General features: G+C 53.0%; 23 protein-coding genes and 1 riboswitch. Of the genes, 7 read left to right on the top strand and 16 right to left on the bottom strand.

The window, feature by feature from the left end:
* Positions 1-315: 315 nt before the first annotated feature.
* Positions 316-2,022, bottom strand: coding sequence for an ABC-ATPase domain-containing protein (locus tag GT3570_RS02170; protein WP_062898373.1), 1,707 nt, complete (start codon positions 2,020-2,022; stop codon positions 316-318).
* A 335-nt stretch (positions 2,023-2,357) separates the two neighbouring features.
* Complete coding sequence (locus tag GT3570_RS02160; protein WP_021321826.1) at positions 2,358-3,815, bottom strand: protein adenylyltransferase SelO; 1,458 nt, start codon at positions 3,813-3,815, stop codon at positions 2,358-2,360.
* 193 nt (positions 3,816-4,008) lie between these two features.
* On the opposite strand from GT3570_RS02160, the gene GT3570_RS02155 reads away from it, so the two are divergent.
* Positions 4,009-4,509 (top strand): hypothetical protein, encoded by a 501-nt coding sequence (locus GT3570_RS02155; RefSeq protein WP_020279779.1) that lies wholly within the window; start codon positions 4,009-4,011, stop codon positions 4,507-4,509.
* Between the two features lie 192 nt (positions 4,510-4,701).
* Here the strand turns inward: GT3570_RS02155 and GT3570_RS02150 are convergent, their stop codons facing one another.
* From GT3570_RS02150 to GT3570_RS02105, 10 genes are all read right to left on the bottom strand, one after another.
* The gene (locus GT3570_RS02150) at positions 4,702-5,334 is read right to left on the bottom strand and encodes a response regulator transcription factor (RefSeq protein ID WP_011229938.1); all 633 of its coding nucleotides are present in this window, start codon (positions 5,332-5,334) and stop codon (positions 4,702-4,704) included.
* Complete coding sequence (locus GT3570_RS02145) at positions 5,327-6,361, bottom strand: sensor histidine kinase (RefSeq protein WP_047757541.1); 1,035 nt, start codon at positions 6,359-6,361, stop codon at positions 5,327-5,329. The genes GT3570_RS02150 and GT3570_RS02145 overlap by 8 nt, the downstream gene beginning before the upstream one ends.
* Entirely contained in the window at positions 6,358-7,089 is a 732-nt protein-coding gene (gene liaF / locus GT3570_RS02140; protein ID WP_011229936.1) for a cell wall-active antibiotics response protein LiaF, read from the bottom strand. The genes GT3570_RS02145 and liaF overlap by 4 nt, the downstream gene beginning before the upstream one ends.
* Positions 7,090-7,153: 64 nt before the next feature.
* Positions 7,154-7,777, bottom strand: coding sequence for a PspA/IM30 family protein (locus GT3570_RS02135; RefSeq protein ID WP_208854677.1), 624 nt, complete (start codon positions 7,775-7,777; stop codon positions 7,154-7,156).
* 27 nt (positions 7,778-7,804) lie between these two features.
* The gene (locus GT3570_RS02130; RefSeq protein ID WP_011229934.1) at positions 7,805-8,164 is read right to left on the bottom strand and encodes a lmo0954 family membrane protein; all 360 of its coding nucleotides are present in this window, start codon (positions 8,162-8,164) and stop codon (positions 7,805-7,807) included.
* 290 nt (positions 8,165-8,454) lie between these two features.
* The gene (locus GT3570_RS19320) at positions 8,455-8,643 is read right to left on the bottom strand and encodes a hypothetical protein (RefSeq protein WP_352512494.1); all 189 of its coding nucleotides are present in this window, start codon (positions 8,641-8,643) and stop codon (positions 8,455-8,457) included.
* Between the two features lie 162 nt (positions 8,644-8,805).
* The gene (rlmD, locus tag GT3570_RS02120) at positions 8,806-10,209 is read right to left on the bottom strand and encodes a 23S rRNA (uracil(1939)-C(5))-methyltransferase RlmD (RefSeq protein ID WP_020279474.1); all 1,404 of its coding nucleotides are present in this window, start codon (positions 10,207-10,209) and stop codon (positions 8,806-8,808) included.
* Positions 10,206-11,072, bottom strand: a complete 867-nt coding sequence (locus tag GT3570_RS02115; RefSeq protein ID WP_014194896.1) for a DNA-3-methyladenine glycosylase family protein — start codon at positions 11,070-11,072, stop codon at positions 10,206-10,208. Before GT3570_RS02115 ends, rlmD begins: the two co-directional genes overlap by 4 nt.
* Positions 11,073-11,250: 178 nt before the next feature.
* Complete coding sequence (gene pdaA / locus GT3570_RS02110; RefSeq protein ID WP_047757539.1) at positions 11,251-12,042, bottom strand: delta-lactam-biosynthetic de-N-acetylase; 792 nt, start codon at positions 12,040-12,042, stop codon at positions 11,251-11,253.
* Between the two features lie 182 nt (positions 12,043-12,224).
* Entirely contained in the window at positions 12,225-13,772 is a 1,548-nt protein-coding gene (locus GT3570_RS02105) for a fumarate hydratase (RefSeq protein ID WP_062898370.1), read from the bottom strand.
* A gap of 229 nt (positions 13,773-14,001) precedes the next feature.
* On the opposite strand from GT3570_RS02105, the gene yfkAB reads away from it, so the two are divergent.
* On the top strand, positions 14,002-15,126 hold the full coding sequence (yfkAB, locus tag GT3570_RS02100; RefSeq protein ID WP_011229929.1) for a radical SAM/CxCxxxxC motif protein YfkAB: 1,125 nt from the start codon (positions 14,002-14,004) through the stop codon (positions 15,124-15,126).
* A gap of 29 nt (positions 15,127-15,155) precedes the next feature.
* Here yfkAB and GT3570_RS02095 read toward each other — a convergent pair whose 3' ends face one another.
* Both GT3570_RS02095 and cax read right to left on the bottom strand, forming a co-directional pair.
* Positions 15,156-15,944, bottom strand: a complete 789-nt coding sequence (locus tag GT3570_RS02095; RefSeq protein WP_011229928.1) for a YfkD famly protein — start codon at positions 15,942-15,944, stop codon at positions 15,156-15,158.
* 152 nt (positions 15,945-16,096) lie between these two features.
* On the bottom strand, positions 16,097-17,149 hold the full coding sequence (gene cax, locus GT3570_RS02090) for a calcium/proton exchanger (RefSeq protein WP_011229927.1): 1,053 nt from the start codon (positions 17,147-17,149) through the stop codon (positions 16,097-16,099).
* Positions 17,150-17,295: 146 nt separating this feature from the next.
* Between cax and GT3570_RS02085 the strand changes: the two genes are divergently transcribed.
* Positions 17,296-18,429 (top strand): MFS transporter, encoded by a 1,134-nt coding sequence (locus GT3570_RS02085; protein ID WP_020279480.1) that lies wholly within the window; start codon positions 17,296-17,298, stop codon positions 18,427-18,429.
* 117 nt (positions 18,430-18,546) lie between these two features.
* A complete protein-coding gene (locus tag GT3570_RS02080; protein WP_011229925.1) occupies positions 18,547-18,693 on the top strand; it encodes a BH0509 family protein in 147 nt (48 codons plus the stop codon).
* 345 nt (positions 18,694-19,038) lie between these two features.
* Here GT3570_RS02080 and GT3570_RS02075 read toward each other — a convergent pair whose 3' ends face one another.
* On the bottom strand, positions 19,039-19,872 hold the full coding sequence (locus tag GT3570_RS02075) for a YihY/virulence factor BrkB family protein (protein WP_011229924.1): 834 nt from the start codon (positions 19,870-19,872) through the stop codon (positions 19,039-19,041).
* 51 nt (positions 19,873-19,923) lie between these two features.
* Positions 19,924-20,412, bottom strand: coding sequence for a low molecular weight protein-tyrosine-phosphatase (locus GT3570_RS02070; RefSeq protein ID WP_013146347.1), 489 nt, complete (start codon positions 20,410-20,412; stop codon positions 19,924-19,926).
* 349 nt (positions 20,413-20,761) lie between these two features.
* Here GT3570_RS02070 and GT3570_RS02065 point away from each other — a divergent pair, with 349 nt between their 5' ends.
* The 3 genes from GT3570_RS02065 (at position 20,762) to sat (ending at position 23,487) form a co-directional block, all read left to right on the top strand.
* On the top strand, positions 20,762-20,986 hold the full coding sequence (locus GT3570_RS02065) for a DUF1128 domain-containing protein (protein WP_011229922.1): 225 nt from the start codon (positions 20,762-20,764) through the stop codon (positions 20,984-20,986).
* A 129-nt stretch (positions 20,987-21,115) separates the two neighbouring features.
* A riboswitch (SAM riboswitch) is annotated at positions 21,116-21,220 on the top strand.
* Positions 21,221-21,345: 125 nt separating this feature from the next.
* On the top strand, positions 21,346-22,053 hold the full coding sequence (locus GT3570_RS02060; RefSeq protein WP_011229920.1) for a phosphoadenylyl-sulfate reductase: 708 nt from the start codon (positions 21,346-21,348) through the stop codon (positions 22,051-22,053).
* A 273-nt stretch (positions 22,054-22,326) separates the two neighbouring features.
* The gene (sat, locus tag GT3570_RS02050) at positions 22,327-23,487 is read left to right on the top strand and encodes a sulfate adenylyltransferase (protein WP_011229919.1); all 1,161 of its coding nucleotides are present in this window, start codon (positions 22,327-22,329) and stop codon (positions 23,485-23,487) included.
* Positions 23,488-23,499 lie beyond the last annotated feature (12 nt).

Below are 23,499 nucleotides of genomic sequence, written 5' to 3'. Positions count from 1 at the left end.
GACAGAAAGCGGATTCATTCGCGTTTTGCCTGAGGCATGAGGCATCGTCTATTGGAACAAGAGCAGCGGCCCCGCACCGATCGCGCCTGGGTCGATACCGGCACACGGCCGCCCCTGTTGAAACAAGAGCGTCCGTTGTTCCGTTGGCCAGCAGGGAAAACAAACGCCCTTGCCTCACATCCTGCGGCCCTATTTTTTGTTGCAGCTGGGAAAAACAAAAACCAAGCCATTCCTCCTCCCCAATAACCCCGTAATCCAACCTGCACGGAAACGTCGCCAAGAAAAAGCAAACCGGCTTTCTCCTTTCCAAGCTGGCTACTGCTGGATACACCGGAGCGACCGCAGCCGGTTCAGCGCCGCCGCCAGCTCGAAGCGGCGCGGGCGAGCAAGTTCACCCGGATTCCCTTTTCGGAACGAAACTGAGCCTAGCCCTTGACGGTCCCATTGTTCTTCGATCGCATCAAGTAGTTGGCGGATGGTTTTCTTCCCGTCGAGCCATCCTTTTCGTTCCATATACAGCAGCGCCGCGGCAATCGCCCGAGTCTGGCTGTCATCGACCAGCTGCTCAAGCGCATAAAGCAATAGATCGATTTGCCCGTACTGAATAACGTGCCGTCCGCGCGCGACGGCTTTTGCTTTTTTTCCTTTTTGGCTGTTCAAACTTTCGGGCAGGGGAATGCGCTCGCGAATGCGGCCGAACGACTCTCCGCCTTCCGCTTTCCGTCCCGACGGCATCTCTGCAGCGATCCGCTTCGCCTCCCCGGTCACATCAAACGGGACGTACTGCTCCATTTTGATCACGCAATCAGCGATATCCAAGTAATCCCCCAACCCGCCGACGACAAGAACCGTCGAAATGCCGTAATCGCGAAATAGTTGACGCGCCTTGTCGATATACGGCGTGATTGGTTCGGCTTCTTTCGCCACGAGCGCCTGCATGCGTCCATCGCGGATGAGCAAGTTCGTTGCGCTTGTATCTTCGTCAATCAAAAACGCCGATGCCCCCGCTTCAATCATTTCGATCATGCTCGCGGCCTGTGAGGTGCTGCCGCTCGCGTTTTCCGTCGAAAACTGCGTTGTCTCTTTGCCGTACGGCAACGCGCCAATGAGCGGCGAAATGTCAACACTGGCGACGCTCCGGCCGTCTTCGGCGCGAATTTTCACCGCCCCGCTGTCGGTGATGACAAACTCCCGCCCGTCGCCGGCGATATGGTCATACACGCCGTGCTCTAACGCCTGAAGCAGCGTCGATTTGCCGTGATACCCGCCGCCGACAATAAGCGTAATGCCTTTTCGGATGCCCATGCCTTTCACCGGCTCGGTGCAGTGCGGGATCGGGATCGCGATCTCCAGCTCTGGCGGGCTTTGAAACGGTACGGCCTCGCATTGCAGCGGCTTGTCGCTCACTCCGCTCTCCCGCGGCAAAATCGCGCCGTTTTTGACAAACGCCACCAAACCATGCTCGCGCAAATAACGGCGAATGGCGTGCTGCTGATCGGCCAGCTCCACCGCCGGGCGGATGTCTTCTTCCCGAAGGCCGTACACCGCTCGCTCAATGACGGATGGAATTTGCTCGAAAAAGATGGCCTCGGCTTCTTTCGCCAAAATGCGCCGTCCATTCGCCGGCAAACCGACCGATAAACAAACCGTAATCGTCTCGTCAGCCACTTGCACCGCCGTCCGCTCGAGCACTTTTTGCCCCGGCGCATCAATCAAGACGAGTCCACTTTTTCCCGACCCGCGCGCCCGCAGCGGCCATTGCCGCAATTCGCGGTGGACGCGGCGCAAAAGCAAATCCTCACAGCGAGTGCGGCGCGGTTTCGTATCGGTCCACTCCGCTGCCAGCGCCGTTTTCGCCCGCGGCACGATCACCCGCACCTTGGACGGTTCGGCAAACGGATCGCCTTGCACATGGTCAATTGCAAGCGTAAACGTTGGGAACCGATACGTACCTTCGATCGCTTTATATGCCTTATAGCCTTTTTGGTCGATCGACCGCAGCCGTTGTCTCAGTGTTTCCATCCAACCATCCCTTTCTTTTTCCCTTGACTCCTACTTCTAACAGACACCTTTCAGAATTGGATCCAACTCCAAGAATGCCCAGCCATGCCTAATGGATTCTGCGTGACACTTCCATAGCAATGTTCAGTCCTTGCCTTTGTTCTAAAACGACCCCTATGCACCATTTTGATTGTACCGCAAACCCATCCTCTTCATCCATCACCAGCAAAAACAGCGGCCCGCCTATTCTTAGGGCGAGCCGCCTGCTGCTTAACGATCTTTCATCTCTATCCAAATTAGACGATGCAAAAGGTGATTCGTTTCTCCTTTGCCGCTAAACGAAAACGCCATCACCATTACGTCCCGCAAAACGTCCGGTACGGGCGGTCGGACGGCGGAGGCAGTTCCGCGTATTTCTCTTGTTCCGGCGAGTAGGCGTACGGGTCAGACAGCGCTTCAAGGAAACGCTCCATCACGCTGTAGTCGCCGTCATGGACCGCGGCGGCCAACGCCTCTTCAACCCGGTGGTTGCGCGGGATCACAGCTGGATTATGGCGGCGCATCCGCTCATACGCTTCTTCCCTTGACACCGATTCTTGGCTGAGCCTTGTCTGCCAGCGCTCCTGCCACTCCCGGAACTCAGCGGAATCAAACAGCGCCATTCCCGTATACTCGCCTAACGTCAACGCACGGAACGTGTTCGTGTAATCAGCGCGATGCGCCTCCATCAGCCGCAATAAATCCGCAATGAGCTCCTGATCCCCTTCCTGCTCCTCGGCAAGGCCGAGCTTCGCCCGCATCCCGCTAAGCCAATGGTGGTGATACCGCTTCGGATACTCATCAAGCGCCCCTTGGGCAAGCGCGATCGCTTTTTCTTCATTCTCATCAAGCAACGGCAACAAGCTTTCCGCAAACCTTGCCAAATTCCAGCCCCCGATGTACGGCTGGTTTCCGTACGCATACCGCCCTTCCGTATCAATCGAACTGAACACCGTCTCCAGGCTGTATGTGTCCATAAACGCGCACGGCCCATAGTCGATCGTTTCCCCGCTGATCGTCATATTGTCCGTGTTCATCACCCCGTGGACAAAGCCGACAAGCTGCCATTTCGCGATCAGTTCCGCTTGGCGTTCGATCACTTGTTCAAGCAAAAACAAATAGCGGTTCTCAGCTTCCTCAAAGCCAGGAAAATGGCGCCAGAGCGCATAATCGGCCAGAGCGCGCAACTCCTCTATCGTCCCCCATTGCGCCGCGTATTGAAACGTCCCGACGCGCAGATGGCTCGAGGCGACACGGGTCAACACCGCCCCAGGCAATTCCGTTTCGCGCATAATGGTCTCTCCCGTTGTGACGACCGCAAGACTTCGCGTTGTCGGGATGCCAAGCGCGTGCATCGCCTCGCTCACAATGTACTCCCTCAGCATCGGCCCAAGCGCCGCCCGCCCATCGCCGCCGCGCGAATACGGCGTCCGGCCCGAGCCTTTCAGCTGGATGTCCACCCGCTCCCCGCTTGGGGTGACGTGCTCGCCCAGCAACACCGCCCGTCCGTCGCCAAGCATCGTAAAATAACCGAACTGATGCCCTGCATACGCCTGCGCCAGCGGCTCAGCTCCGCCTGGAATTTGGTTTCCACCGAACACAGCCACCCCATCTTCACTTCGCAACGCTTCCTCATTCAACCCAAGCTTGACTGCCAACGAACGATTGAGCACCGCAAGCTTCGGCGCGCGCACCGGCGTGGGGAGGACTTTGCTGAAAAAGCGCTCTGGCAGCCTTGCATAACTGTTGTCGAACTTCCATCCTGCGTCCAACATCGTCATCTCCTTTGCGGCCAAAACAGCCTTTTTATATGAGTTTATTGTACGGCAAAGCGGGCGGCATGATAAACCGAAAACGCGCGATCCTAAACCAAAAACCGAACCGTCAACGTTCGACGAAAACCACCATATTTTCTCTTTCTTTCTCGCCCCGTTTCTTTGTATAATACCTGTGAGGAGGTGAGAAAAAGTGGAAGAGAAAACAATCATTCAAGCGGTGCTTCAAGCGCTCGAACAGCATTCTGACAAAATTAGCTCGAAAATGCAGGAAATGGAGCAACGACTGCATCATGAAATGCAAACGATGGAACAGCGACTTCACCATGAAATGCAAACAATGGAGCAACGACTCCGCAGTGAAATGCAAGAGATGGGACAACAGCTCCGCAATGAAATGCAAGAGATGGGACAACAGCTCCGCAACGAGATGCAAGAAATGGGACAACAACTCCGCAGCGAGATGCAAGAAATGGGGCAACAGCTTCGGGCAGAAATCCACGCTGTTGAGACTCGGCTTGAGGCCAAAATCGACTCCCTTCGTGAGGAAATGCAACAGATGAACAGACAACTGAACGAACGAATCGACCACCTTGAAGAAGAATTAACAGATACTCAAGCCTCGGTCGAAGTGTTGACAACAAAAGTGCTCCACCACGACCGAAAACTTCGCCAACTGACCAAGCAAGCGTAACTCCTCTCAGTTAGCCAGCCATTTTCCCTGTCCACCGCACGTCAAAAACCGCTTCCGTTTCATCTTCCATGTTCATCGTGATGAAACGGAGCGGTTTTGGTGTTCACAGAACACCTACTCCCTATCAAAAAATGAATCGCGTTCGACATAGCATACTCTCAATGCATAGCGCTTGTGCCACTCACACGCTCCTCATTTCACCAAGCCATGCCGAAACGCGTAAATGACCGCTTGCGTCCGGTCTTGGACGCCGAGTTTGGCGAGGATGTTGCTTACATGCACTTTCACCGTTTTAAGTGAAATGAACAATTCATCGGCCATTTCTTGATTCGTTTTCCCTTGCGCCATCAACAAAAGCACTTCCATCTCCCGGCTCGTGAGCTGCTCATGCGGCAGGCGCTCTTCTTGTTTCCGATAGTTTCGCATCACTTTTCCGGCCACTTCCGGTTCGAACACCGATTGCCCGTGGAACGTGGCGCGAATGGCGTCGGCAATTTCGCTCGCTTTCGATGTTTTCAATAAATAGCTCGTCGCCCCTGCTTCAAGCGCGGCAAACACGTTTTCATCATCCAAAAAACTCGTCACGACAATGATTTTCGCCTCCGGCCACGCGCCGATGATTTCGCGCGTCGCCGCAATGCCGTCCATCGGTTCCATCACGAGGTCCATTAAAATGACATCCGGACGCAACTGGAGGGCGAGCTCCACCCCTTTTTTACCATCTTCCGCCTCGCCAATCACCTCCATATCTGGTTGGGCGGATAAATACGCCGACACGCCAAGCCGCACCATTTCATGATCATCGACAAGCAGTACCCTAATCACGGTCATCCCCCCTGTGCAAAAGCGGCACTTTCACTTCCAACCTCGTTCCTTGACCTTTTAAGCTGACAATTTTCAACATCCCACCGATTTCCGCCGCCCGCTCATACATGTGCTGCAACCCGTACGAGCCGCTTTTCGAACGTTCCACATCAAAGCCAACGCCATCGTCGGTGACGCGCAAAATGGCAAACCCGTCCCGTTCGATGAGCAATACTTCCAACGACTTCGCTTTCGCATGGCGCAGCGTGTTGGAAAGCGACTCTTGCAAAATGCGAAACAGATGATCTTCCACCCCTTTATCGAGCGGAACGTCTTCGATGTTCCATTTCATCTCGAGCGGCACTTTGCCCGCCAATTCCGTGAGCAGTTCGGTCATCCCTTCTTGAAGCGATTTGCCTTTCAGCTGCACCGGCCGCAAGTGCAGAAGCAGCGCCCGCATTTCCAATTGCGACTGGTGAATCATTTGCTCGACCATGGCCAATTGTTTGCGCTGCCGTTCATCATCCGGCGGCATCGTTTCCATGACGGCCGACATCATCATCGAAGCGGCGAACAATTGTTGGCTTACGGAATCATGCAGTTCCCGCGCCAGCCGCGTGCGTTCTTCGGAAAGAATGCGTTCAACGAGCCGTTCTTCCTGTTCGGCCTTTTCCGCCGCTAACTTTTGCACGCGTTTCGTTTGCGCGCGCCATTGCGCTTGCAGCTTCACGATTTGCCGCCAAAGCTCTTGCAGTTCCGGCGGCGGCTCTTCCCGATGCAACTCCCCCATCTCTCCTTGTTCAATGTGCCGAAGCGCCTGCACAACCGCTTGCCATTGCTGGCGAAAGAAGGAATCAAGCATAAGTCCAACAGCAATCCCCATACACAGGCTTACAGCGAACACAAACAACAAAAACGGCAACCCCATCACAGTTTGATCCCACAAAGACGACCACATTCCAGGCGGAAGGAAATAGAGAAAGGAAATGAGCAACGCCACAGCAAGCGCAAGCGCAAGCAAAACAGAAGCGAGCATCGGTCGGCTCATACGCGTGTCACCTCGACATTGCCAATGATCATCGAGGTGACGATTTTTAGCTTTTGCTCCGCTTGATCATACGAAGAAGTTTGATAAATGAGCGTCTCGTTGAACATTTTCTCCTGTTCCTTGCCAAACAGCGAGGCAACACCAAAAATGGCGGAATGAACGAGCCGTGTTTCAATTTCGTACGGAACGAGAATTCGAATGTTGCCGATCAACCCTCTCACGATAATGACCGCTTCCCCTTTCGGAAGCACAGTATAGCTGACATCAATGACCGTATCCCCGATCCCCGTTTGGATATTGACATCATTCCACTCATACACCCGTTCTGAGGTCGCTTGCCGGCCAACCCATACATTTTGAAACAGTGGTTGACGGCGCACGATTTCCTCTCCCCCATACGAGTTCTCAGCCATAGTCGGGCGGATCACCGTCGGATGCCGCTTCGACTGAAACAATTGCCAAAGGGCATAACCCAACAGCGCGACCATGACAAAACGAGCGGCCATCATCGTTAACACATGAATGGCCAACATGATGCAGCCAAGCCAAAACAGCCATTTTCCTTTCCGCCGATGCCATTTTTTCCTTCCAACATAAATCAAACAGACCGATATACTTAACGAAAACAGCACGCCCGGGCGAAAAAACGAAATTTCGATTGCAAAAAGGAGCAGTGTCACCAAAACAACCCAACTGACATAGTCAGTTTTCTTCCGTTGATCAAGCATGTGGGGAGCCCCCTGTTGTCCAAAATGAAAAAGGCGTAACCATGTACGCCTTTAGCATATCCGGTTATTTTCCTTCCTGCAACTGCTTTTCCAGCTGAGCGATGCGCGCATCGATCGTGCTTCGGTAATAATCGGAACGAACTTGCCGCTCAAGGCGGTCAAGGTAGACTTCCGCATCAGCAAACGCCGCCAACGCCGGGCCGGCGTCCCCGTTGACCACCCGATGGATGCGGCAGTGCGCCCGAGCCGCATTCTCCCGCCCCATCAGCTCCATGCGCCGCATTTGCATATCTTTCAGCTTATGCTTCATTTCTTCATATTTCGCTTCTAACTCAAACAGCTCACGGCTCGCTTGCTCGAGCAGCTGTTTTAAGCGGGCCGCCCGCTCCGCGTATTGCGCTTGTTCGCGCCGCGCAAATTCGGCCAGCTCCATTTCCCCGGCTTGCGCCGCCACCTCCGCCTGCTTGCTTCGTTTTTCCACCATCTGTTCGGCTTCGCGATGTTCGCGGGCAAATTGCTCTTTCAGCACATATTGGCGCTCGAGCAGCTGCCGCACCCGCTCGACTTCCTGTTCACATTGGCGCAAATAGTGATTGAGAAGCGCGATCGGGTTTTTCTTTTCTTTTTCGTCAAGCCATTCATGGAGATCGGCTTCAATGATCGTTTTCAAACGTGAGAACACACTCATCATCGATTCGCTCCTTTTCCATTGATTTCATGAATAATGCTTTTGCAGCTCCGCCCATTGTTTTTCAAAGTTGACAAACGGGTCGTCTGCTTCTGGAACGACGCGCTCGTCTTTCACTCCATTCCATTTTTTATACACGACATACAACACATACGCCGCGACAAGCGCGATGAGCGCTGGCACATTCGAAGCGCTGACAACTAACGCTGCACAGCCAATCAATGCCCACACGATTTTCCCGAACGTCGACGGGGCTTTCAAACATTTCTTGAACGCATAGTACAGCACCGCCAGCGTGATTGCCAACCCGACAAGCGGCCCAAGATGAAACAGCAGCACAAGCAACGCCACCGCGCCGGCAACGAACAGCCCGATCTTTTTTGCCATCCTTTCGCCTCCTTTCGTCTTCCATCGTACCGCAGACAACCCGAATCCCATCATGTTCCAAAGATATATTTTGTCTACGACTCGAGGCGTATTTTTGCTAAGATATAATGCCTCAGCTTCCCTTTTGCTGAATTCGAAGCGGCCAGCGTCTTATTTTTCCAAATAAAAAATCCCTTCTAACGGCGAGCCCTGTTAGAAGGAATTTCTTGTTGATGCAATAGGTGAGGCAAACGTTTCACTTGATGGCATGACCCTCCTCCACATCATGGCCGTGATTGAAAAATGCGCGCTCAGCCTTGCTCTGGTTTTCTATGAGAATGTGCGCTCCTTGAGTTGCCATTTTCATGATGGAGGGAGAGCAAAAATTGCTCATGGACATCTGTATGTTCAAACAAAATAAAGGAAGTTCCGAATTTCTTAATGTTTTCTACCATGCCGGCATGATCAGGATGGAAGTGTGTCACGAACAGATATTTTATTGCCTCTGGCTTAATTCATTTTTCTCTCATTTCGATCTTTTTTCCTTGCTTTTCCAAGGGTTCCCCCACTTTTTCTCCCTCTCTTCTTTCTCCCAAAAAGGAGTGGAAGAACCCGATTTCATTTTCCATTGACACTCCACACGGCTGAAGACGTGTGGAGTGTCAAAATTGCAGCGTTAATTTCGCCACCGCTTCCACATGCGCCGTGTGCGGAAACATGTCCACCGGTTGGATGTAGTCGACGCGATATTGTGCAGCCAAGGCATCGAGATCGCGGGCGAGGCTGGACGGGTTGCATGAGACGTAGACGACTGTTTTCGGGCGGACGTGGAGAATCGTTTCAAGCAACGCCCGGTCGCAGCCGACGCGGGGCGGGTCGACGATGATGACGTCCGGCTTCCAGCCTTCGTTCACCCATTTTGGCAGCCAATATTCGGCTTTGCCGACGACATAGTGCGTGTTGGTGAACCCATGCTTTTTGGCGTTGTTTTGCGCGTCTTCGATCGCTTCCGGAATCGTGTCCATGCCGCGCACTTCTTTGGCATCGCGAGCAAGCCACAAACCGATCGTGCCGACGCCGCAGTAAGCGTCAACGATCCGCTCCGTTCCGGTGAGGGCGGCCGCTTTTTTCACTTCGTCGTACAATTTCACCGTCTGCAACGGGTTGAGCTGGAAAAAGGCGCGCGCCGACAGTTCAAACGACAAATCGCCGAGCGTTTCTTGAATGTATTCGTCGCCGGCGAGCACTTCTGTCTCGTCGCCGAAAATAAGCGACGTTTTTTCGCCGTTGATGTTTTGCACGATCGATTTCACTTCTGGAAGACGGCGGCGGATTTCCTCGATCAACAGCTCTTTGCGCGGAATGTCTTTTGTCGCTGTCACAAGCACAAGCTGGATGTCGCCGGTATGAAAGCCGACGCGGGCGACGATCGTCCGCACGACGCCCATTCTTGTCCGCTCGTTGTAAATCGGGATGTGCAAGTCTTGCAAAATCGTTTTCACGATGTTCGTGACGCGCGTCGTTTGCGGATGCTGGACGCGGCATTCCGATAAATCGATGAGCCGGTGGGAGTTGAGGCCGTACAGGCCGGCGAGCACCTTCCCTTCCTTCATTCCAACTTGAAACTGGCTTTTGTTTCGGTAATGCCACGGGTTGTCCATGCCGATCGTCGGGCGGATGTCAAGCTTGTCGACATCGAGGCGCCGGGCATGGCGGCGGAGCGCCTGGATGACAATGTCGCGCTTCGCCTCGAGCTGCGCCTCGTACGCCAAGTGCTGCAACTGGCAGCCGCCGCACTGGTCATAGAGCGGACAGGGCGGCTTGATGCGGTTTGGCGAGCGCTTGCGGATGCGCTTGATTTTCGCCTCGGCGTAGGTTGGGTGGATGTCCGTCGCCTCAACGATGACTTCTTCACCCGGCAAGGCGCCGGGGACGAAGACGACTTGTTTTTGGAAATAACCGACCCCTTCGCCGTTAATGCCGATCCGTTGAATCGTCACGGGAAATTGCTCGCCTTTTTTGATTTTGATGTTCATTTGTTGCTTTGCCATATCGGTCCCTCTCATTCAATGCTTCGCCATAAATAAAGCGCCGCATAGCTGGCGTACGGCTTCCATCGTTCGCCAAGCGCCGCCATCTCTTTTGTGGTCGGCCGCTTCGGAAGCCCGAACCATTTTTCGACCGCCCGCTGCAAACCGATATCCGCCGGCGGGAAGACGTTTGGGCGGCCGAGGCCGAAGAGGAGGAAATTTTGCACGGTCCACGGACCGATGCCGCGCACGGCGGTCAGCCTCTCCATCACCTCGCCGTCTTCCATCTGCTCGAGTTCATCAAGCCGCAGCTTCCCCTCGGCAATGAGGCGCGACACATTGACGATATATTCGGCTTTCCGCCCGCTCAGCTGCAAGGCGCGCAAGTCCTCGTACGAGCGGGCCGCGATCTCTTCTGGGCGCGGGTAAAACCAAACGCCGTCCCGCTCCTCGCCGAACGTTTTCACAAACCGCTCTGTGAGCCGATAGCCGACTTTGAGATGAAGCTGTTGGTGGATCAAACATTTGACGAGGCAAAAATACAAATCAAAATCAAGCACCAACGGCAGCCCCTCATAACGGGCAAACAGCGGCGCCAGCTCGGTCGCCTGAAAGTAGCCGTGCACCGAGGCAAGGGGCGTCCGCCATTGAAACAGATGAGAAATCCGTTCGATGATCTCCTGTTGCCGCTCGGGATGCGGCCCCGACACGATAAAGCGCGGGGCGTCTTTCGCGCCGATGCTTTCCACCACGACAGGCACCTTTACGTCATCGAGATGAAGCGGCACGGTGACGCGCTGCCGCTCTAGATCAACCGCCAGCAGCGGATCGAGCGCCAATCGCTCCAACGCATGCGCAAAATCGTACGGCGCGGGCACGGTAATCGTTTGCTTCCACATCGTTCTCACCTTTCTCATTTGTCCGTGCCCCTATTATAACGAAAAACGCCCCGTCGAACCAACTTGTTGGCAGGACGAGGCAGCGGCATATGGTTCGGTTGACAGAACGAGGCGGGTTTTCGAATGGTCCAACACACAACGTTTCGTACCACTTTTGCGCTCAAGTGATGAAAGCGGCTTATGGGCGAAACAGCCGCGGATGGAGGCCCATCTTTTTCACCATCAACTCATCTAAGCTGGCAAACGTATACCCTTGTTTGCGCAAGTCGTCGATCACCTTCGGCAGCGCTTCGGCATTGTCTTTGGACACGGAATGCAACAGCAAAATCGCCCCCGGATGGATTTGTTTCATGATTTGGTCGTAAGCATATTGCCAGCCGCGCTGGCGGTCAGTTTGCCAGTCGACGAACGCAAGCGACCAAAAGACGTGATAATAGCCAAGGTCGCGGGCGAGAGATAACGTCCGTTCGCTGAAAATGCCGCGCGGCGGGCGAAGGTACGCCATCCCTTTTTGCCCGGTCAATTCCTCGGTCTTTTCTTTTACTTTTTCCAGCTCTTCACGGAACCGCTCTTCGCTTGCCGCCGTCAAATCGGGATGGTGCCATGAATGGTTGCCGATGATATGCCCTTCCGCCGCCATCCGTTTGACTAAATCGGGCGCTGTTTGCAAATAATGACCAGTGACAAAAAAGGCGGCTGGCACATGTTTTTCCTTTAACACGTCCAAAATTTGCGCCGTATAGCCGTTTTCATACCCGTTGTCAAATGTTAAATAGATCGTTTTTTCGCTCGTGTCGCCTAAATAAAAGGCGTCATATTTGGCGAGCAGTTCATCGAGCTCTTTTCCCGCCGATGGGGGCTCGTGGTTTTCGCTTCTCTTAAATCCCCAATGGATCGGCGCATTGCTTATGGCAAAAGCAGGGGCGGGAAAAAGCGCGAGCGCTAAAACGAGAGAAATGAGCCATCTCATGCCTAGTTCCTCCTTGGCCGCCATCTTTTCCTCTTTCTTATTGTTTTCACCCCTGACCGCTTTACGCGCGCCATTTTTTGCAAAAAAAGGCCCCAAAAGCAAACGCTTTGGGGACAGAGAAGAAAACGGGATCAGCTTGTTTGAATACCAATAGCCATGTGCTTGAAATTCAGCTCTCCTTCTTACTTGAACACCGGCTCTTTGAACTGAGCCAGCTTTTCAAGCGACGATTTTTCCACATCTTCATGCAAGCTGTTGCCGTGCGAATCCATCGTGACAACAGCAGTGAAGTTTTCGACGCGCAAATGCCACATCGCTTCGGGGATGCCAAACTCCAGCAAATCAACGCCTTCCACGGATTTGATGCAATCGGCGTAATATTGCGCCGCGCCGCCGATCGCGTTCAAATACACGCCGCCGTGTTCTTTTAACGCTTGCAGCGTCTTCGCGCCCATGCCGCCTTTGCCGATGACAGCACGAACGCCGAATTTTTTCATGATGTCGCCTTGGTACGGCTCTTCACGGATGCTTGTCGTCGGGCCGGCAGCTTTGGCGTGCCAGCGGCCTTCTTCATCTTTTAACATGACCGGGCCGCAATGATAAATGATTTGCCCGTTCAAGTCGACCGGCGCGTCATGGTCCATCAAATATTTATGAATGGCATCGCGGCCGGTGTAAATGATGCCGCTGATGCGGACGACGTCGCCGACGCGAAGCTGGCGCACTTGTTCTTCCGACAGCGGCGGAACAAGGTCGATGACGCGTGTGTCGCCTTGTTCAAGCGCCGCGGCTGCTTCCGCTTTTTCCAACTCTTTTGCAAAATCGACGTCTTCGCCGTCTTGGTACAGCCATTCGATGATCTCACCGGTCGCCGGGTCGATTTTCACGCCCATGCGCCGAAACGCCCAGCAGTTGTAGGCGACCGAAACGAAGAAGCTCGCCGGGATGCGGTGCATAACGCCGATTTTACAGCCAAGCAGCGTCGATTCGCCGCCAAAGCCCATCGTGCCGATGCCAAGTTTGTTGGCGTTTTCCATAATGTATTCTTCGAGTTGGCGCAATTCTTCAATCGGATTGACATCATCGACCGAACGGAACAGCTGCTCTTTCGCCAACTCATAGCCCGATGAGCGGTCGCCGCCGATGCCGACGCCGATAAAGCCGGCGCTGCATCCTTGCCCTTGCGCTTGGTACACCGCATGCAAAATGCATTTGCGGATGCCGTCAAGGTCGCGGCCGGCGCGGCCGAGCCCCTCGAGTTCACACGGAAGGCTGTATTGAATGTTTTTGTTTTCACAACCGCCGCCTTTTAAAATAAGGCGAACGTCAATGTAATCGTTTTCCCATTGTTCAAATTTGATGACCGGCACGCCTTCCCCTAAGTTGTCGCCGCTGTTTTTGCCGGTGAGCGAGTCGACCGAGTTCGGACGCAGCTTGCCGTTTTTCGTCGCTTCGACAATGGCGGCGCGGATCGCTTTTTTCATTTCGATTTGATTCACGCCGACCGGCACTTTGATTTTAAACGTCGGCAAGCCGGTGTCCTGACAGATCGGCGACACGTTTTCGTCCGCCATTTGAATGTTCTCGACGATCGTATCGAGCGCCATGGCCGCCCGCGTGCCGGCGTTTTCGCGCACTTTCGCTCGAGCGATCGCTCGGCGAACGTCCTTCGGCAGCTTCGTTGATGTCTCAACGATCAAGTCATACATGCTTTGCTGGAATTTTTCCATGCTGATTCCACGCCCTTTCCTTTTGGATCGCCCTATTGGCAGTTGTCTCATCTTCTTCTATTATACTGCTTTTTCTCGGTTATGGAAAAAATCTTTCTTTTCTGTCTCATCAGTCCCCCGCCCGCCTCATAGGAATGGGATAGAGGATCAGCGGCCAAAACGATTGACAAGCGGAGTGACTGTTGCCGATAATGAACGTTGGGACTTTGAATGGAAAGAGGAGAAGACCATGCGCTCATCCACCATGCCAGCCATTACACCGGCGTATGACCCTTGGGAAGCGTACGTCGATATTGAAGAATATGGAAAACTACAACTGACGAATATTGAGTTTACCACAACGACGCTTTGCAATATGCGCTGTGAGCATTGTGCTGTTGGCTATACGTTGACAATGAAAGATCCCGAGGCGCTGCCGCTTGATATGTTGCTCCGCCGGCTCGAGGAAATTCCGCATTTGCGGTCATTAAGCATCACCGGCGGCGAGCCGATGCTGTCATTAAAATCCGTCGAACAATACGTCGTTCCCCTTCTCCGCTACGCGCACGAGCGCGGGGTGCGGACGCAGCTCAATTCGAACTTGACGTTGGATTTGTCTCGCTATGAACCAGTCATTCCGTATTTGGATGTGCTCCATATCTCGCACAACTGGGGGACGATCGACGACTTTGTCGAAGGTGGTTTTGCCATGATGGAGCGGAAGCCGACGCGCGCCCAACGCGAGAAATACTTCCAGCGCATGCTTGACAATGCAAAAGCGCTGGCAAATGCCGGCGTGATGGTATCGGCGGAAACGATGTTAAACAAACGAACCGTCCGCCACTTGGAAACGATCCACCGCCAAGTTGTCGAGGCAATGGGTTGCCGGCGCCATGAAATCCATCCGATGTATCCGAGCGATTTTGCCAGCGCTTTAGAGACGTTGAGCTTGGACGAATTGCGCGAAGCGATTCACCATTTGCTTGACATTCGCGACGAAAACGTCTGGATGCTGTTTGGCACGCTGCCGTTTTACCCGTGCAGCGACAACGAAGAAGATGTGCGCCTATTGAAGCGGCTGTATGAAAGCAAAAACGTCACCGTGCGCAACGATCCAGACGGACGTTCACGGCTCAATGTCAATATTTTCACCGGCGATGTCATCGTCACCGATTTCGGTGATGAACCGCCGCTTGGCAACATCATTCACGATTCGCTGCCAGACGTGTATGACAAATGGCGGCGCTCAAAGCTTGCTAGGGAGCTTCTTTGCCACTGCCCGTCGGCACGCTGCCTCGGACCGAACGTCCTTGTGAAGCAGACGTATTACCGCGGCGTCGATTTTACGAAGCGGTCCGCGCGCATTGGCCGATAAAAAACGTCAAGGAGCTTTTCCTTGACGTTTTATCTTGGCTGTTCACTCACCACATATGACATGTACAGGCGATCCTGCACCGGAATCCACGCCCCAACCCCTCTTGTCGTCACGTTTTTGACGACAATTTTCTTTTTGTTTCCTTTGAGCACGACGTACACTTCCCCGTATGTTACTTTCCCTTTTTCATTCACCGCCGGAGCGTACGCGTACAAATAACCTATTTTTTTCGCCGGTACGTTGTACGGTTGGTCTTTTTTCGTGCCAAGGCCGACAACCGTGCTGAAAGAGAGCGGCAAGTTCGTCTTTTCCATCGCTTTGTTTAACATCATCCGCTTAACCGCGTCTTCATTCGGCACTTTCACCGTCAACCCGCCGCGGACGTATTTTTGCATTTCTTGTTTATAGTACAACTTTTGCGCCGTATCGCCGCCGCGGTTATCAAGGAAATTCGTGTTGACCTTTTGATATTCCCAGTTCGTCGACGTTTCGATCGACTGGTAATTGAGCGGCCATTGGCCTAAATAAATCGTCGCTCGATAGCCAACGGCCCATGGCGTGTCGGTCGCCGAAGATTCATTAAAGAGATGGATCAATTCGGGATTCTCAATTTTCACATTCGCCGATCTTAACAGCTGTTTTGTAAACGAGCTCGGTTCCAAATGCGGCAAATCTTGTGTCGGGTTCGGATACGTATTTTCTTTCGATATATCAATCACCGCACCGGGCGCCGGTTTGCCGGCAGCCGCCAGCGCCGAAAACGCCGCCGCATAAAGAAGAAGCACGCTCACGAACAGCGAAACAGCCCACTTTTTCATCGTCTTCACTCCTTTCTTCCCACGTTATTCACTGTTAGTTTCTTTCAAAATGCGCCGTTTATCCGCGGCGGTGAAAATTTTCCCCGTTTGGCGCCCCACTTCCCGCACCCGCCAAAAAAACACCCGGACGGCGAATACCCGGATGCAGTCACTTACAGCAAGTAAAAACCGATGCCCATGATCGTATAGGCAGCGAGCAATGTTGCTCCTTCAAACCAGTTCGTATCACCATCATTTGACAGCACGATCATCAAAAGGACGGAAGCAGCCATCGCCACCAGCTCAGGAAGTGAAAAGACAAGCGGCATTTTTTCCGGAAACAAAAGCGAAACGAGCACAAGCACCGGCGCAACGAACATGGCGATTTGCAATGTCGAGCCGACGGCAATTTCCACCGCGACATTCATTTTGTTTTTGTACGCCATAATCACCGCGGAAGCGTGCTCCGCCGCATTGCCGACGATGGCCACGATGATGATCCCGATAAACAGCTCGCTCCAGCCGAATGACTCGGCGACCGTTTCAAACGTATGAACGAGCCGTTCCGATAAATAGGCGACCGCAACCGTCGCCAGCGCCAAAATGGCGGTCGCTTTCCCTTTGCCCCATTCGGGCTCTTCATGTTCTTCCACTTCTTCTGATTTATGCTGATATACGCCGCGATGGGTGACAAGCCGGAAATAAAGGGCAGCGGCGTAAAGCAAGATCATGATGATCGAAATGCCAACGCTCAACGCGACTTGTTCGCTGTGATTCATATGCATGGTAAACACTTCCGGAATGACAAAAGCGATGAAGATAGCAAAAGTCAGCAGCCCGGCATTATGACGAGCATCATAAATGTTGAATTCTTGCCGCTTATATTTTAGTCCGCCGACAAAAAACGATAGCCCAGCCACCAAAAGCAAGTTCCCGAGCACCGAACCAGTTAAGGAAGCGAGCACGACGTCAACGAGTCCAGCCTGCAAGGCAAAAATGGAAATGATCAGCTCGACCGCGTTGCCAAACGTCGCGTTCAACAGCCCGCCAATGCGCGGTCCGGCGACGATCGCCAAGCTTTCCGTCGCTCGCCCCATATAGCTGGCGAGCGCAATGATCGTCAAACAGTACAGCACAAACATCAAGACAGTCGGCCAATGAAGAAACCCGCCGATGACCGACACCGGCACGCCGATCCATGTCATCCAAGCAAACACCTTGTTCATTTCTCTTCCACCTTTCCTCTTGATTGTTTTCGTTGCATTGACCGCCGTTTCTATGTACGATGGATAAGGGCATTCATTCGCCCTGGGAAACATCCGGCCTCGCTTGTTTGATTGGCCTGCGATTTCAACTGAAATGGGGATGCACGATGCGTTTTGCCATCTTAACCGGGATTGTCGCCGTCTCTGGTCTATCGCAAGGGATGTTGCTGCCGCTTTTGGCGATGCTTCTTGATGAAAACGGCGTCTCTTCGTCCGTTAACGGGGCGCACGCCGCCGCCCTGTATATCGGTGTCTTGACCATTTCGCCATTTTTGGAACGGCCGCTGAGACGCTATGGCTATCGGCTCCTCATTCTCCTTGGTGGTTTCATTGTAATATGTTCGCTTATTCTTTTTCCACTTTTTCCTTCTCTTTTCTTTTGGCTTGTTCTTCGCTTTGCCATCGGCATCGGCGATCATATGCTTCATTTTGCGACACAAACATGGATTACGGACTTTTCGCCGCCGACTGAACGCGGACGGCGATTGTCGCTGTATGGGTGGGCGTTCGGCCTCGGCTTCACCATCGGCCCGCTGTTGGCTTCACTCGCTTCGGTCGAGAAGGCGCTTCCGTTTTATTTAGCTGCTCTCCTTAGTTTCGCCGGTTGGATCGGCGTCTTTTGGCTGCCGAACGAAAAACCAAAGCCGCTTGAACGTTCTTCGTCGGCGGCCGGTCGGTTTATTGGCGCTTGGAAACAGGCATGGCCAGCGCTTTTGTTGCCGTTTGCCTACGGTTTTTTAGAAGCGGCTGTCCATTCCATCTTCCCGCTGTACGCCTTGCGTGAGCGGATGAGCGCTGAGCAGATCGCCTTCATCTTGCCATGCTTCTCGCTTGGGGGCATCATCTTTCAGCTTCCGCTCGGAGCGCTCAGCGACCGGTTCGGGCGGCGCGAGATCATCACCGGTGCACTCTTGGCCGGCGCCGGTTGTTTTTTGATTGCCCTCACTGTCGGTGCGTCCACGGTTGGGTTGGCTGCTTGTTTGTTCACCGCTGGCATGTTTACCGGCTCGCTCTTCTCGCTCGGCATCGCCTATATGACCGACCTGTTGCCGAAAGAGCTGCTTCCCGCCGGCAATTTGTTGTGCGGGATGCTATACAGTCTCGGCAGCATGACGGGCCCGCCGCTTGCCGGCAGCGTGGTTGATCTCTCTGCTCGCGCCTTTTTCCTTGCGGTCAGCGCTGTCCTCCTCGTTCCGGCCATTTGCCTCGTCAGCCGCCGGGAACAGGAAACAGCGGCTTGACCGTTTTTTGTTTTTTATTTTTTTCAAAAAAATCGTTGACCATTTTGTTCCCTCTGTTATATAATAAAACCAAGATATCAAGTTTCTGTTTTAAAACAGTATAAAGGAGTGGCGATCATGAGCAGAACGGAACGGAAAAATATGATCGAGTTTATCGAAAAAGTGCGGGGATTGTCGCGCGAGGAACTCGCCTATATGACCGATGCAGAAATTGAATACATTTATGAGCGCTATTACCACCATCACGAAGAAATCGTTGAATAAAGCGGCGGCGGCTCGATGCGCCTGTGTTTGCATGAAAGGAAAGGTGCCCTCCAAAAAGGGAAGGGCACCTTTTTTTGATTTCCATCTATACACATAAAACGACCGCCGGGGCACAATATTACAATATGTTGTGCTATGTTGAACGAAGAACCACCTTTTGAGGCAGCTTCTTTCAATGATAGCCGTTTTGGCCGTTGGCACTGCCACTCGTCTTATGCTTTGGTCTGTTTTTTCCTTTTTGCTTCGTGCCCCCGTCTTTTTTCGTATGTTTCGTCATCTTGATCCCCCCTATGCCAAGATCCCCTGCATTGTTACGATATCCCGCCTCGGCACCGTTTATGCACGCTAACGCTGCCGTCTTTTCCCTTCGCGCTCACAGTCAAACATGGCGTTGAGTTCCCCGCCCAAGACAAGAATCATGCCGGACAAATAAAACCAAACCATCAACACGATCATCCCGCCAAGGCTGCCATACATCGCCGTGTAATCGGCAAAGTTGTTGACATAATACGCGAACGCCAGCGACGCCGCAATCCAGCCGGCGGTGGCAAACAGCGCGCCGCGCACGACGTTGACGCAGCGAAGCTGTTTGTTCGGCGCGAAATAATAAAGGGCAGTAAAGACAGCAAACAATAACAGCGAACTCGTCACCCAACGAAACGCGTTCCAAACCTCCAAAAACTGTTGCGACAACCCGAGAGCAGAGAACAAAAACAGCCCGATTATCCGCCCGAAGACCGGAAGCACGAGGGCAACGATGATGACAACGATCATGCCGAGCGTCAACACAATCGACAGCCCGCGTACGATCCAAAACGGCCGGTCTTCTTGCACATCATAAGCGCGGTTGAATGCCCTCATAATGGCACTCATGCCATTAGACGCTGACCAAATAGCTGCGATGATGCTAAACGACAACAATCCCCCATTTTGCTCATTCATGAGACGATAAACGTTCGTCTCGATGAGGTGAAGCGCCTCTTTCGGGGCGTATTGCCGCACGAGCGCAAGCACATCTTCATGCGGAATCGGCAAATACGCCAACAGCGTCATTAAAAACAACAAAAACGGAAAGAGCGACAGAAGAAAGTAATACGCCAATTCCGCCGACAAACGCGGGATTTCATCTTCCGTAAAACGGCGGGCCAACTCACGGATGAACGCCAAATTTACGACCATCGGCTGCCCTCCTTCCCCGTTTTTCCCTAGACGGGTGCGCCGCCCTCAAAGTCATTTTGTTTCCTCCACACCAAGTCGATGGTCGCGGATGATCCTCTCAAGCAAATGCTCGCACCCTGAGCGGACGAGGCGATACACTTCGGCAAAATTCCCGGTATAATACGGATCAGGCACATCGTCTTTTTCCCGGTCGGGAACAAAGTCAAGCAACCGGGCGAGCACCGCTTTCGAACGGGATCCAGCCAATCGGCGCAAATCGTTCAAGTTGGCTGCGTCCATGGCGATGATGTAATCAAATTCTTCCAAGTCACGATGATTCACTTGCCGGGCGCGGATGCCGGAGTAGTCGATCTTATTTTCAGTCAAAACCCTTCTTGTCCCCACATGCGGCGGCTCACCGACATGCCAGCTGCCTGTTCCCGCCGAATCAACGGCAATCAGACCGTCAAGCCCCCGCTCTTTCACCAAATGACGGAAGACCGCTTCCGCCATCGGCGAGCGACAAATGTTTCCAAGACAAACAAACAGCACTTTAATCATCCAAACAGCCACCCCTCTCTCTATGTCCACGGTGCTTTCCACCGTTAGTTTTCCTTCATTTCTTTTCATCTAGCCCTTTTTGTCCCTAGAAGGACGGGGATGTAACGAAAAAACAACTCCAGCGGGGGAGCGTGTGCGAATGGGCCAACAACTTTTGTGCGCGTTCACGACAACCATTTTGAAGAAAACGAGGTGTTTCACCAACCTTTTAGACTGGCACTATGCATGTGCACCTACATTTTACCACATCATCCGTTTTTCATCAGAAAAGCAAGCCAGGCAATCTCTCCCCATTCTTCCTGCACCTATGGTACAATACATAGTAACTTGCCATGAAAGGAGTAAACGAATGGATTTATCAAAACGGTCGGCGGAAAACGTCGCCTACATGATCGAACAGTTGAAGCAAAAGTTGAAAGTGCTGAACTTGGATGCCATCAAGCCGTCCCATTTTTCCGAGGAATGGTACGATGAGTTGAGAGACATTTACGAGATGGTGATGAAACGCGAGACGTTCAGCCCAAGCGAAATGCAGGCGATTGTCGAAGAGCTCGGAAGCCTGCGCAAAAAATAACGCTCCCATCTGCTGCTAGGCAGGCAATGCAGCTGTTTCGTATAAAAACAATTCCTATCGAAAAACTATGATTGACATTATCGTCAATTGTGCTAAAATTTTAATCAATTAAATGACATGCGTTGCATACGTTGCTCGGGAGTGAGGGAGGAATTGGCTCAATGAACTCCGTCAACCTGCCGCCTATAGCAAAGTGCCAATTCCAGCTAAAGAAGATCTTTAGTAAAATAAGGGGCACCCTTTCTCCCGCTCTTTCTGATTCATGCAAGGAAGGATTTTCGCCGCCGAATTGCCGTTTGGCCGCTATATATCCGACTAATTACGTGGATTTTCTTTGATTTTGTGAGGAGGAGAAACCGATGCTCACGTATGATCAGTGGGAAAAGGCGGAAAAACCGTCTTTTCCGTCCGATAATGAAACAAAAGGGGCGCTTGACGTCCTTGCTTGGGCGTATCGCGAATACGGCGATGAGATCGTATACGCGTGCAGCTTCGGCATCGAGGGGATTGTGCTGATTGATCTCATCTCCCAAGTCAAACCGGACGCCGAAATCGTCTTTTTGGATACCGGCCTGCATTTTCCAGAGACGTACGATACGATCGCGAAAGTGAAAGAAAAATATCCGTCGCTTCGCATCGTGATGAAGCAGCCGCGCTTGACGTTGGAAGAACAGAAGGCGCAGTTTGGCGACGAGTTATGGAAACGCGACCCGAACAAATGCTGTGAGCTGCGCAAAGTCATTCCGCTGCGCGAGGTGCTGACCGGGGTGACGGCGTGGATTTCCGGCTTGCGCCGCGAGCAATCGCCGACGCGGCGGCATGTCGAGTACATTAACAAAGACGACAAGTTCCGTTCTATTAAAGTCTGTCCGCTCATTCACTGGACGTGGAAAGACGTATGGAATTACGTGTACAAACGCCATCTCCCGTACAATGTGCTCCACGACCGCGGCTACCCGAGCATCGGTTGCGCCCCGTGCACCGCTCCGGCTACAGATCCGAACGACTTGCGCTCCGGGCGCTGGGCCGGCCAAGGAAAGACGGAATGCGGTCTCCATCTCGCTTAAGGAGAGAAAAACGATATGCTCCTTGCCATTGCTTTGATCGCATCCTTTTTCTTCGCCATGAACATCGAGGCGAGCGGCGCGGCGGCCTCGATAGGCGTCGCTGATGAATCGGACGCCATTCCGAATCGTCAAGCTGCTGTTTGACAGCGACGTCTATACGGTCATCGCCATCTTGAGCGTCTGCTTGGCGTCATTAGCCTGAAAAAAGAACGCTTGCCTCATGAACATGGCAGCGGCATTTCACAACATCTATCAATCTAGGAGGTTATGAACATGAGCGTAAGCATCCCGCATGGCGGCACATTGATCAATCGTTGGAATCCGGACTATCCGCTTGATGAGGCGACCAAAACGATCGAGCTCTCCAAAGCCGAACTGAGCGACTTGGAGCTGATCGGAACGGGCGCCTACAGCCCTCTCACTGGTTTTTTAACGAAAACGGATTACGACGCGGTTGTTGAAACAATGCGTCTGTCTGACGGCACCGTCTGGAGCATTCCGATCACGCTCGCGGTAACAGAAGAAAAAGCGAAAGAGCTCGCCGTCGGCGATAAGGCGAAACTCGTTTATCGTGGCGACGTCTACGGCGTCATTGAGATCGCTGACATTTACCGCCCAGACAAAACGAAAGAAGCGAAGCTCGTTTATAAAACGGATGAACTTGCTCACCCAGGCGTGCGCAAACTGTTTGAAAAACCGGATGTGTATGTCGGCGGGGAGATTACGCTTGTCAAACGGACCGACAAAGGCCAATTCGCCTCGTTTTATTTTGATCCAGCAGAAACGCGGAAAAAGTTTGCTGAGTTTGGCTGGAACACCGTTGTCGGCTTCCAAACGCGCAATCCGGTTCACCGCGCCCATGAATACATTCAAAAATGCGCGCTCGAGATCGTTGATGGCTTGTTTTTAAACCCACTCGTCGGCGAAACGAAAGCGGACGATATTCCGGCTGACATCCGGATGGAAAGCTATCAAGTGCTGCTGGAAAACTATTACCCGAAAGACCGCGTTTTCCTCGGCGTCTTCCAAGCTGCGATGCGCTATGCCGGTCCGCGTGAAGCCATTTTCCACGCGATGGTGCGCAAAAATTTCGGCTGCACGCACTTCATCGTCGGCCGCGACCACGCTGGTGTCGGCAATTATTACGGTACGTATGATGCGCAAAAAATCTTCTTGAACTTTACGGCTGAAGAGCTTGGCATTACGCCGCTCTTTTTCGAACATAGCTTTTACTGCACGAAATGCGAAGGGATGGCATCGACAAAAACGTGTCCGCATGACGCGAAATACCATGTCGTCCTTTCCGGCACGAAAGTTCGTGAAATGCTGCGCAACGGCCAAGTGCCGCCGAGCACGTTCAGCCGCCCGGAAGTGGCAGCCGTCTTGATCAAAGGGCTGCAAGAACGCGAAACGGTCGCCCCGTCAGCGCGCTAAAGGAGGATCGCG

The organism is Geobacillus thermoleovorans (genome assembly GCF_001610955.1).
Lineage (GTDB): Bacteria > Bacillota > Bacilli > Bacillales > Anoxybacillaceae > Geobacillus > Geobacillus thermoleovorans.
The sequence above is the reverse complement of the archived record's forward strand: the minus strand, read 5'-3'. Positions and strand labels throughout refer to the sequence as shown.

Coding starts and splice junctions, on each gene's coding strand:
- pdaA (WP_047757539.1), bottom strand. CDS start 12,042: ATGAGATGGCTCATTTCTCTCGTTTTAGCGCTCGCGCTTTTTCCCGCC.
- GT3570_RS02105 (WP_062898370.1), bottom strand. CDS start 13,772: ATGGAAAAATTCCAGCAAAGCATGTATGACTTGATCGTTGAGACATCA.
- GT3570_RS02070 (WP_013146347.1), bottom strand. CDS start 20,412: ATGATTAAAGTGCTGTTTGTTTGTCTTGGAAACATTTGTCGCTCGCCG.
- GT3570_RS02115 (WP_014194896.1), bottom strand. CDS start 11,072: ATGTGGAAGCAAACGATTACCGTGCCCGCGCCGTACGATTTTGCGCAT.
- GT3570_RS02160 (WP_021321826.1), bottom strand. CDS start 3,815: ATGTTGGACGCAGGATGGAAGTTCGACAACAGTTATGCAAGGCTGCCA.
- GT3570_RS02080 (WP_011229925.1), top strand. CDS start 18,547: ATGAGCAGAACGGAACGGAAAAATATGATCGAGTTTATCGAAAAAGTG.
- GT3570_RS02135 (WP_208854677.1), bottom strand. CDS start 7,777: ATGAGTGTGTTCTCACGTTTGAAAACGATCATTGAAGCCGATCTCCAT.
- GT3570_RS02065 (WP_011229922.1), top strand. CDS start 20,762: ATGGATTTATCAAAACGGTCGGCGGAAAACGTCGCCTACATGATCGAA.
- rlmD (WP_020279474.1), bottom strand. CDS start 10,209: ATGAGAGGGACCGATATGGCAAAGCAACAAATGAACATCAAAATCAAA.
- liaF (WP_011229936.1), bottom strand. CDS start 7,089: ATGCTTGATCAACGGAAGAAAACTGACTATGTCAGTTGGGTTGTTTTG.
- GT3570_RS02095 (WP_011229928.1), bottom strand. CDS start 15,944: ATGAAAAAGTGGGCTGTTTCGCTGTTCGTGAGCGTGCTTCTTCTTTAT.
- GT3570_RS02060 (WP_011229920.1), top strand. CDS start 21,346: ATGCTCACGTATGATCAGTGGGAAAAGGCGGAAAAACCGTCTTTTCCG.
- yfkAB (WP_011229929.1), top strand. CDS start 14,002: ATGCGCTCATCCACCATGCCAGCCATTACACCGGCGTATGACCCTTGG.
- GT3570_RS02170 (WP_062898373.1), bottom strand. CDS start 2,022: ATGGAAACACTGAGACAACGGCTGCGGTCGATCGACCAAAAAGGCTAT.
- GT3570_RS02075 (WP_011229924.1), bottom strand. CDS start 19,872: ATGGTCGTAAATTTGGCGTTCATCCGTGAGTTGGCCCGCCGTTTTACG.
- sat (WP_011229919.1), top strand. CDS start 22,327: ATGAGCGTAAGCATCCCGCATGGCGGCACATTGATCAATCGTTGGAAT.
- cax (WP_011229927.1), bottom strand. CDS start 17,149: ATGAACAAGGTGTTTGCTTGGATGACATGGATCGGCGTGCCGGTGTCG.
- GT3570_RS02130 (WP_011229934.1), bottom strand. CDS start 8,164: ATGGCAAAAAAGATCGGGCTGTTCGTTGCCGGCGCGGTGGCGTTGCTT.
- GT3570_RS02085 (WP_020279480.1), top strand. CDS start 17,296: ATGCGTTTTGCCATCTTAACCGGGATTGTCGCCGTCTCTGGTCTATCG.
- GT3570_RS02145 (WP_047757541.1), bottom strand. CDS start 6,361: ATGAGCCGACCGATGCTCGCTTCTGTTTTGCTTGCGCTTGCGCTTGCT.